At 69.0% G+C, this 8315-nt stretch carries 8 protein-coding genes and 1 pseudogene; 6 read left to right on the top strand and 3 right to left on the bottom strand.

Annotated elements, in window-relative coordinates:
• From AC1DOC_RS11305 to AC1DOC_RS11280, 6 genes are all read left to right on the top strand, one after another.
• On the top strand, positions 1 to 484 hold a 484-nt coding region (locus tag AC1DOC_RS11305), incomplete at its 5' end, for a carbon starvation CstA family protein (RefSeq protein WP_478129810.1).
• Between the two features lie 13 nt (positions 485 to 497).
• A complete protein-coding gene (locus AC1DOC_RS11300) occupies positions 498 to 704 on the top strand; it encodes a YbdD/YjiX family protein (protein WP_307657088.1) in 207 nt (68 codons plus the stop codon).
• Between the two features lie 233 nt (positions 705 to 937).
• Complete coding sequence (locus AC1DOC_RS11295) at positions 938 to 3097, top strand: TonB-dependent receptor (protein WP_478083717.1); 2160 nt, start codon at positions 938 to 940, stop codon at positions 3095 to 3097.
• 122 nt (positions 3098 to 3219) lie between these two features.
• Positions 3220 to 3639: a sel1 repeat family protein gene (locus AC1DOC_RS11290; RefSeq protein WP_478080422.1), complete on the top strand. Its 420-nt coding sequence runs from the start codon at positions 3220 to 3222 to the stop codon at positions 3637 to 3639.
• 124 nt (positions 3640 to 3763) lie between these two features.
• Complete coding sequence (locus tag AC1DOC_RS11285; RefSeq protein WP_478080421.1) at positions 3764 to 4096, top strand: DUF1161 domain-containing protein; 333 nt, start codon at positions 3764 to 3766, stop codon at positions 4094 to 4096.
• A 14-nt stretch (positions 4097 to 4110) separates the two neighbouring features.
• Positions 4111 to 4947, top strand: a complete 837-nt coding sequence (locus tag AC1DOC_RS11280) for an alpha/beta hydrolase (protein WP_018905299.1) — start codon at positions 4111 to 4113, stop codon at positions 4945 to 4947.
• Positions 4948 to 4964: 17 nt separating this feature from the next.
• Here the strand turns inward: AC1DOC_RS11280 and metC are convergent, their stop codons facing one another.
• The 3 genes and pseudogenes from metC to AC1DOC_RS11265 all read right to left on the bottom strand — a co-directional run.
• Entirely contained in the window at positions 4965 to 6167 is a 1203-nt protein-coding gene (gene metC / locus AC1DOC_RS11275; RefSeq protein WP_478080420.1) for a cystathionine beta-lyase, read from the bottom strand.
• Positions 6168 to 6202: 35 nt separating this feature from the next.
• Positions 6203 to 7213 carry a Bug family tripartite tricarboxylate transporter substrate binding protein gene (locus AC1DOC_RS11270; RefSeq protein WP_027730745.1) on the bottom strand — a complete coding sequence of 337 codons (1011 nt, stop codon included), beginning with the start codon at positions 7211 to 7213 and terminating at the stop codon, positions 6203 to 6205.
• 59 nt (positions 7214 to 7272) lie between these two features.
• Positions 7273 to 8315 (bottom strand): annotated as a pseudogene (locus AC1DOC_RS11265) (rhodanese-like domain-containing protein); the annotation flags it as partial.

The following is an 8315-nucleotide window of genomic DNA, read 5'->3' as shown; positions in this document are numbered from 1 at the left end:
GTACCAGGGCGTGGTCGATCCGCTGGGCGGCATCAACACSCTGTGGCCGCTGTTCGGCATCKCCAACCAGATGCTGGCTGCGGTGGCGCTGCTGCTGGGCGTGGTGGTGCTGTTCCGCATGAAGCGCGAGCGCTATGCCTGGGTGGCGATTGCGCCGGCCGCATGGCTCCTGGCGTGCACGCTCACGGCCGGCTGGCAGAAGATCTTCTCGCCCGATCCGAAGATCGGCTTCCTCTCGCATGCGGCCCGCTACACCGAAGGCCTGGCCAACGGTGTGCTGGTGGCGCCGGCCAAGACGCCCGAGGCCATGTCGCGCATCGTCTTCAACGACCGGCTCGACGCGGCGCTGTGCGCGCTCTTCATGTTCGTGGTGCTGAGCGTGCTGGTCTACAGCATCAAGGCCTGCCTCGCGGCACGCGCGGCCCACCGGCCGACCGCGCAGGAGACGCCGTTCGAACCGCTCGCCGCCTCGGCGGCGCGCTGAACAGGAGGGGGCCATGGCTCTCGCATTGCCGGAGGCCGGGCGCTACTTCGCGCGCTCGCTCAAGCAGTCGCTGCGGCTCATGGTCGGGCTGCCCGACTACGACGCCTACCTGACCCACATGGCGGCCACCCATCCGGACCAGCCGCCGATGAGCTACGAGGCCTTCTTCCGCGAGCGGCTCGAGGCGCGCTACGGCGGGGGCAAGGGGCGCTGCTGCTGAAGAGGGCGGCGGCGGCGCCGCGCGCAAGCAGCGCGGCTGTGTTTACAATCCCGCCGTTCGCGCGAAGCGAACTTTTGTTGCAGGAAGCCCCGGCCACGCGCCAGGGCGAACCGGGCAAAGGACCCAACCCAGATTTTTCTCCAGGCAGGGCGCATGCGGTTTCTCCATCGGTCGATGGAAGAAGCGGCATGGCGCTTCGCGATCCCAAAAAATCGCCCTGAGGGAAATTCTCCATGTCCGCTCGCCCGCCTGCCGTGCGTCGTCGCCTTCGCCGCACGCCGCTCTTCCTTGCCACCCTTGCCGCACTCCATTGCGCGGCCGAGGCCCAGACCTCGGCCAGCACGTTGCAGGAGATCACCGTCACCTCCGAGCAGGAGCCCGGCTATGCCCCGTCGGTCGGCAGCACGGCCACGAAAGGCAGTGCGCCGCTGCGCGACATTCCCCAGGCGGTCAACGTGCTGCCCGCGCAGCTGCTGCGGGACCAGGGCGCCACCTCCATGCAGGACGCGCTGCGCAATGCGCCCGGCGTTTCCTTCAATGCGGGCGACGGCCAGCGCGACCAGGTGGTGATCCGCGGCTTCACGGCCATTGCCGACTGGTTCGTGGACGGCGTGCGCGACGACGCGCTGTACTTCCGCGACCTGTCGGACACCGAGCGCATCGAGGTGCTCAAGGGCCCGGCCGCGGTGCTGTACGGCCGCGGCTCGTCGGGCGGGCTGATCAACCGCGTGACGAAGAAGCCGATCTTCGAGCGCCCCTTCGGCGAAGTGTCGCTCGGCCTGGGCACCCACGACTTCAAGCGGCTCACCGCCGACCTCAACCGGCCCATCGGCGAGAACATGGCCTTCCGCCTCAACGTGGCGCGCGAAAAGTCGGGCAGCTGGCGCGACCAGCAGTTCATCGACCGCTACAGCATCGCGCCCTCGCTGGCCATGAAGTTCAGCCCGCAGACCGACCTGCTGCTGCAATACACCAACGCCTACGACCAGCGGCTGACCGACTTCGGCATTCCGGCGCTCAACGGCCGCCCGGTGAACGTGCCGATCGGCACCTACTACGGCTCGGCCTTCGCGAAGCGCGACGACACCACCACCACGCGCGTGCAGTCCTTCACCGCCACGCTCAACCACCGCTTCAGCGACACGCTGAGCCTGCGCAACACCACGCGCTACTACAGCTACAAGCTCGACCGCTTCAACACGCTGCCCAGCGGCACCACCGACCCGGTGCGCATGACCGTCGGCCGCACCCGCGGCTTCGTCGACCGCGACGAGAGCGGCTGGTTCAACCAGACCGACCTGACATGGCGCAACGAGCTCGGCGGCTTCAAGCAGGAATGGCTGATCGGCGCCGAGCTCGGCAAGCAGGACAAGCGCGCGTACACGGTGTCCTCGGCCACCGGCTTCGAGCGCGTGAGCATCCTGAACCCGGTTTCCGCGCCGCCGCCCATCCCGCTCGCCAGCTACCTGGCCAACAGCGCGATTCCGAGCAACTCCACCTTCAAGACGGCCGCGCTCTATGCGCAGGACCAGATCACGCTGGCGCCGCAGTGGAAGGCGCTCGTCGGCGGACGCTACGACGACTTCCGCCAGGAGACTTCCTTCGAGCGCACGCTGGCTCCCTTCTCGCGCACCGACCGCAAGTTCAGCCCGCGCGCGGGCCTGGTCTGGCAGCCGAGCGACTCGCAGTCCTACTACGTGTCGTACAGCCGCTCGTTCCAGCCTTCGGCCGAGACCTTCGCGCTGTCGGCCAACAACGCCGCCAACGATCCCGAGATCACCGTCAACAAGGAGATCGGCGCCAAGCTCGACTTCCTGGACGGCGCGCTCAACCTCACGGCCGCGCTCTTCAACCTGGAGCGCTCGGGCATCAAGAACACCGACCCGTCCAACCCGGCGCGGCAGATCAACGTGGGCACGCAGCGCACCAACGGCATGGAACTGGCGCTGGCCGGCAAGCTGCCGGGGCGCTGGGACGTCAGCGCGGGCTACGCCTACCTGGACGGCCGCATGGTCAAGTCGCTGGCCACCGTGAGTTCGCTGCAGCTGCCCATCGGCGCCGCGATGCCGGTGCAGGGCAAGGTGGCGCCGCTCACGCCGCGGCACTCGGCCTTCGTGTGGCTCATGAAGGACCTGGGCCATGGCCTGAGCGCGGGCGGCGGCGTGAACTACGTGGCCGCGCGCTATGCCTCGCTCAGCAACCTGGTGACGCTGCCTTCGTACGTCACGGCCGACCTGGCCGCGAGCTACAGGACCGAGCGCTACGAGCTCTCGGTCAACCTGAAGAACATCACGGGCAGGAAGTACTACGTGTCCGCGCACGGCAGCGTCGACAACCTGATCATGCCGGGACCGGGGCGCGAGCTGCAGGTGGCGCTGACCGCAAAGTTCTGAAGCGCATGACGACGCGCAAGGGCTCAGGCGCCGGCTGAGCCTGGCTGCGCGAAATCCAGTTTCTCGCGGCCGCCGCCTGCTGCCACGATGGCCTCCACGCAAACGAATGGTGGAGTACATCGATGGCCTCCGAATTGAATCAAATCGCAAGCTGGTCGCTGCGCTGGCGCATCGGCCTTTCGGGCGCCCTGTGCCTTGCGGCGGCGCTCTCTGCGGCGCAGCCGCCGGATGCGGGCGTCGTGCTGCATGCCGAGCAGCGCTTCCAGCTTGCGCTCGAAGCGCAGGCCACGCGCGACTACCGCGCGATGCTCGAACAGCTTCGGCAAGCGGCGGCCGAGGACCACGCCGAGGCGCAGGAGATGCTGGGCATGGTGCTGCTGGCGGGGCCGACGCTGTACGGCGCCGCCATCAGGGCCGACCGCTGCGAGGCCCGCCAGTGGATGCTGCGCGCCGCCGCGCAAGGCCGCGAGACGGCCAGGGTGCAGCTTGCCTTTCTCAACAGGCTGCGCCAGTCTCCGGCCGGCAGGAACGCCTGCGGCTGAGCCTGCGAGTGCGCGGTGCGGGCAGTGACGCCTGGTTACCGCATCGTGCGCGAGGATGCGTCGCCGGAAAATGAAGGGCTAGACTCTTTGTTTGCCAAACCCTCCGCTGCGAGGCCGACTCATCATGAAACCCTGGTTGATTCCCATGGCGCTTGCCCTGGCGGGCACCGCCCACGGCGCCGAAAACTGCGAAGCCCTGCGCACCCAAATTGAAGCGAAGATTGCCGCGGCCGGCGTGACGCGCTTCGCCGTCACCACCGTCGATGCCAACGCAGAGGCGCCCGGGCAGGTGGTGGGCAGCTGCGATCTCGGCAGCAAGAAGATCGTCTACCAGCGCGAAGACGCTCCCGCCGCAGGCGCGGCCCCGGCGCGTCCGAGCGCAGGCCCGGCCGGCGAAGAGATATTGACGGAGTGCAAGGACGGCACGGTGTCCGTCGGCGGCGACTGCAAGAAGTAAGCAGGAGCCAAGCCTTGTCATCTTCCAAAGCCTTTCGCATTGCACTCTCGGCCTCGGCCGCCGCCATTGGCGGCATGGCGGCGTACTGGACCCTTCTTGCCACGCGGCAGGGGCACATCCTCTTCAACGCCAGGAAGCTTCCGGTCGTCCACCTGTCCGACGACTTTTCCACCTACTCCCACACCGTGCCGGGCGGCATGGTGCGCGGCTACGTCTACCACCCGCAGGGCGAAGACGCGCTGCAGGACCTGTTCATCTATTTTGCCGGCCGGGGCGAGGACGTCCGCGCCACCGCGCAGGCGCTGCACTGGCTGCCGGAGGGCTTCGGATTTGCGGCGGTCAACTACCGCGGCGTGGCCGACTCCGAAGGGCATCCCTCCGAGATCGCCTCGGTGGCGGACGCGATCCAGTTTGCCAACCACCTGCGCAAGGCCTTTCCGCAGGCGCGCCTGCACGTGGTCGGCCGCAGCCTGGGCACGGGCGTGGCCATCCAGCTGGTGGCGCAGCAGGACTTCTCAAGCCTGCAACTGGTCACGCCCTACGACTCGATGCTCGAAGTGGCGAAGAAGCGCTTTCCGCTGGTTCCGCTCGCGCTCTTGCTGCGGCACCGCTTCGACTCGCTCACGCACTGCAAGGAAGTGGCCGCCAAGACCCAGGTGCTGCTGGCCGAGCGCGACGACGTGGTGCTGCCCGAACGCTCGCAGAAGCTGATCGCGGCCTGGCCCACGCCCATCAGCGTGCAGACCGTGCCTGCCTCGGACCACCACAGCATCATGGGGCTCGAGGCGACCTGGCTCCATCTGGTCGACTTTGCGTTGACGGCCATCCTTCCCGAGCCGATCGCGGCCTGAGCTGCTGCACAGGTGCCTCAGCCGGCACCGAGCGCCGCAAAGCCGCATTCAAGATCGCGCAGCAGGTCCGAAGGCGACTCGAGCCCCACGTGCAGCCGGATGACCGCGCCGCGCGTGCTCCAGTCGGTCACGCTGCGGGCCGCGCGCATGTCGGTCCAGGCCACCAGGCTTTCATAGCCCCCCCAGGACGAGCCCCGGCCGAACAGCGACAGCGCATCGACGAAGCGCTCGACCGAGGCGTTGCCGATACCCGGCTGCAGCTCGAACGAGACCAGCCCGTTGGTGCCGCGGCAGTCGCGCTTCCAGAGCGCGTGGCCCGCGTGCTGTGGCAGCGCGGGGCAGAACACCGCCGCCACTTCGGGCCGCGCCTGCAGCCAGTGCGCCACCTCCATCGCATGCCGCTCGTGCATCTGCAGCCGCGCGGACAGCGTGCGCATGCCGCGCAGCACCAGCCAGGCATCGTCCGGGCTCACCGTCATGCCGAAGGCGTCGCAGCGCTCGTTGAGCGGCTGCCAGGCTTCGCGCGTGGTGGCCACGGTGCCCATCATCACGTCGGAGTGGCCCGAGAGGTACTTGGTGGCGGCCATCAGCGAGATGTCGGCGCCGAGTGCAAGCGGCCGGTATTGAACGCCCGAGCCCCAGGTGTTGTCCGCGGCAACGAGCGCGCCGCGCGCATGGGCCAGCTCGGCCAGCTTCGGCAGGTCGCACATCTCGTAGACCAGCGAACCGGGGCATTCGGCATACATGAGCTTCGTGTTGGGCTCGAACAGTTCCTCCACACCGCTGCCGTCCGCGGCAAAGAAGCTGCAGCGGATGCCGTAGGGATCGAGGAAGGAGTGCACGAGCTTGCGCGCCGGCTCGTACACGCTGTCCGACATCAGCACATGGTCGCCGGGCTTCAGGTACGACAGCAGCACCATGCCGATGGCGGCCAGGCCGGTGGGAAAGAGGCGCGTGCGGTGGGCGCCTTCGAGTTCGCTCACTGCGTCCTCGAGCGCGAAGGTGGTGGGCGTGCCGCGTGCGCCGTAGCTGAAGGCGCGCTCTTCGCCGCGCCGGGCGCGCGTCTCGCGCATGGCGGCCACGCTGTCGAACAGCACGGTGCTCGCGCGCACCAGCGGCGTGTTGACCGGCGAGCCGCCGAAGTAGGCCGGGGCCTTGCCGGTGTGGGCGAGCCGGGTGTCGAGGGAGTGGCCTGCGGTGTCTTTGGGCGAATCGGACATGGTGTGTTCCAGCGAGCGCGGGCCTCTATGGTGCGTCAATCCGCCTTGGCGCCCGAAAGCTTGACGATGCGCGACCAGCGGTCGATGTCCTGGCGCAGCTGCGCGGCAAAGGCTTCGGGCGTGTTGGCCACCACCTCGCTGCCGCCGTCGTTCACGAGCTTGGTCACCTCGGGCAGGCGCAGCGTGCGCACGATGGCTTCGTTCAGGTAGGCCACGCGCTCGGGCGGCGTGCCGGCCGGCGCAAAGAAGCCGTACCAGTCCTCGAAGCGGGCATTGGCATAGCCCAGCTCCTCGAGCGTGGGTGCCTTGGCGAACACGCCGATGCGGCGCGGGCTGGTGACGGCCAGCACGCGCAGCTTGCCGTTCTGCACCATGCCCGCGACCGAGGAGGTCGAGGTCACGAGCACGTCGACCTGTCCGCCGAGCAGGTCGGTGAGCGCGGGGCCGGCGCCCTTGTAGGGCACATGCGTCATGTCCACGCCGCTGTCCTTTTGCAGCACCACGCCGACCAGGTGCGAGAGCGTGCCGTTGCCCGGCGTGGCATAGGTGAGCTTGCCGGGGCTGGCCTTGGCGCGCGTGGCCAGGTCGGCGAAGGTCTTGTAGGGCGAATTGGCTTCCACCACCAGCGCGAGCGGCGCCGCGTTGATCTGCGTGATCGGCACGAAGTTCTTGATCGGGTCGAAGCCGGGTGCCGAGTAGAGCGAGGGGTTCACCGCCATGATCGACACCTGCGAGGTCAGCACCGTGTAGCCGTCGGGCTTGGCCTCGGCCACCGACTTGGCGCCGATGTTGCCGCCCGCGCCGCCGCGGTTGTCCACCACCGCGGCCTGTCCCATGATTTCCGGCAGCCGCGTGGTCACCAGCCGCGCCGTGGCGTCGTTGCCGCCGCCCGGGGGAAAGGGCGAGACGAACTTCACCGGCTGCGACGGAAAGCCGTTGCGCGCAGGCAGCGGCTGGGCCGAGGCCGGCTGCAGCGCCATGGCCGCGAGCCATGCGGCAGCGATTGAAAGACGGGCAAGGCTCGGAATGCGAAAGGCAGACGACATGACGGGACTCCTGGAATAGGAACTGACAACGGCGAACGGAGAAAGCGAAACCGGGGGAGCTAGGCGTGCCGCGCGGCGGAAGCGGTGGGCAGCCTGAAGGCCGAGCGCTCCTGCGCATCGAGCTGCGCGACCAGGCCGGTCTCCCAGGCGAGGTAGCGGCGCGCCGCTTCCTTGTTGCCGTCGTGGCGGTCGTGCACGAAGAACAGGTAGTCGATGCAGTCCGTCCTGGGCGAGGCGCGGGCGTATCGACCAGCGCGCCTGCGGGATGTGGCCGGCGCGGAACTGCATGCTCGGGCGCAGGTCGACCAGCGCCACATCGCCCTGCGCAAGGCGGGCGGACAGCGCCTCTGCATCGATCGTCGCCAGCGCAGGTGCGGCCGGCGCAGGGGCGGGCGCGAGCGACAGCCCGCTCGCGAGTCCGCCTTCGAGCACGCTCGCATCGTGGCCCATCTGTCGCAGCCAGTGCGCGATGGTGGGCGCGCGCACGCCATCGTCGTCGAACAGCACGAGCCGCGCGCCGCGCACGCCGACGTACTGGTCGCCGGCCTGCATCAATTGCCCGCCGGGCGTGTGCTGCGCGCCGGGCAGCGTGCGGGCCGCGAATTCCTCCGGCGTGCGCACGTCGCAGAGAAACAGGCTGCGGCTGCCGTCGCGGGCCCATTGCTGCACCGTTTGCGCCGTGACCGTGGGCACGCCGAAGCGCTCGGCCAGCGCCTTGGCGGCCGGCCGCAGGTCGGTGTTGCCGCTGTCCGCCGCATAGCGCCGCGTGCCGCCGTGCTCCAGCGCGTGGTCGTTCAGGTACCAGCCCTGCGTGCCGTTCTCCAGTGCATAGACGGGGTTGGGCAGGCCCAGGTTGATGAGCGTCTGCGCGCCGATGATGCTGCGCGTGCGGCCCGCGCAATTGATGACGATGGGCGTGGTGGTGTCGGGCACCAGCCGGCGCACGCGATACGCGAGTTCGCCATTGGGGCAGCAGGTGGCCGTGGGGATGTTCATCTTGTGGAACTCGCTCACCGGCCGGCCGTCGAGCACCACCACCTTGTCCTTGCGCGCCAGCATTTCGGCCAATTGGTCGGCGCTCACGCGCGGCGTGTGATAGGCC

It is taken from the genome of Variovorax sp. 01T439_2, assembly GCF_056398445.1.
Note: the sequence above shows the minus strand (reverse complement) of the source record. Positions and strands in the feature narration are given on the sequence as shown.

Bases quoted from the DNA above. Each gene is read 5' to 3' on its own strand.
- AC1DOC_RS11290 (WP_478080422.1), top strand. From the start codon at position 3,220: ATGGCCTCCGAATTGAATCAAATCGCAAGCTGGTCGCTGCGCTGGCGC.
- AC1DOC_RS11295 (WP_478083717.1), top strand. From the start codon at position 938: ATGTCCGCTCGCCCGCCTGCCGTGCGTCGTCGCCTTCGCCGCACGCCG.
- AC1DOC_RS11270 (WP_027730745.1), bottom strand. From the start codon at position 7,213: ATGTCGTCTGCCTTTCGCATTCCGAGCCTTGCCCGTCTTTCAATCGCT.
- AC1DOC_RS11300 (WP_307657088.1), top strand. From the start codon at position 498: ATGGCTCTCGCATTGCCGGAGGCCGGGCGCTACTTCGCGCGCTCGCTC.
- metC (WP_478080420.1), bottom strand. From the start codon at position 6,167: ATGTCCGATTCGCCCAAAGACACCGCAGGCCACTCCCTCGACACCCGG.
- AC1DOC_RS11285 (WP_478080421.1), top strand. From the start codon at position 3,764: ATGAAACCCTGGTTGATTCCCATGGCGCTTGCCCTGGCGGGCACCGCC.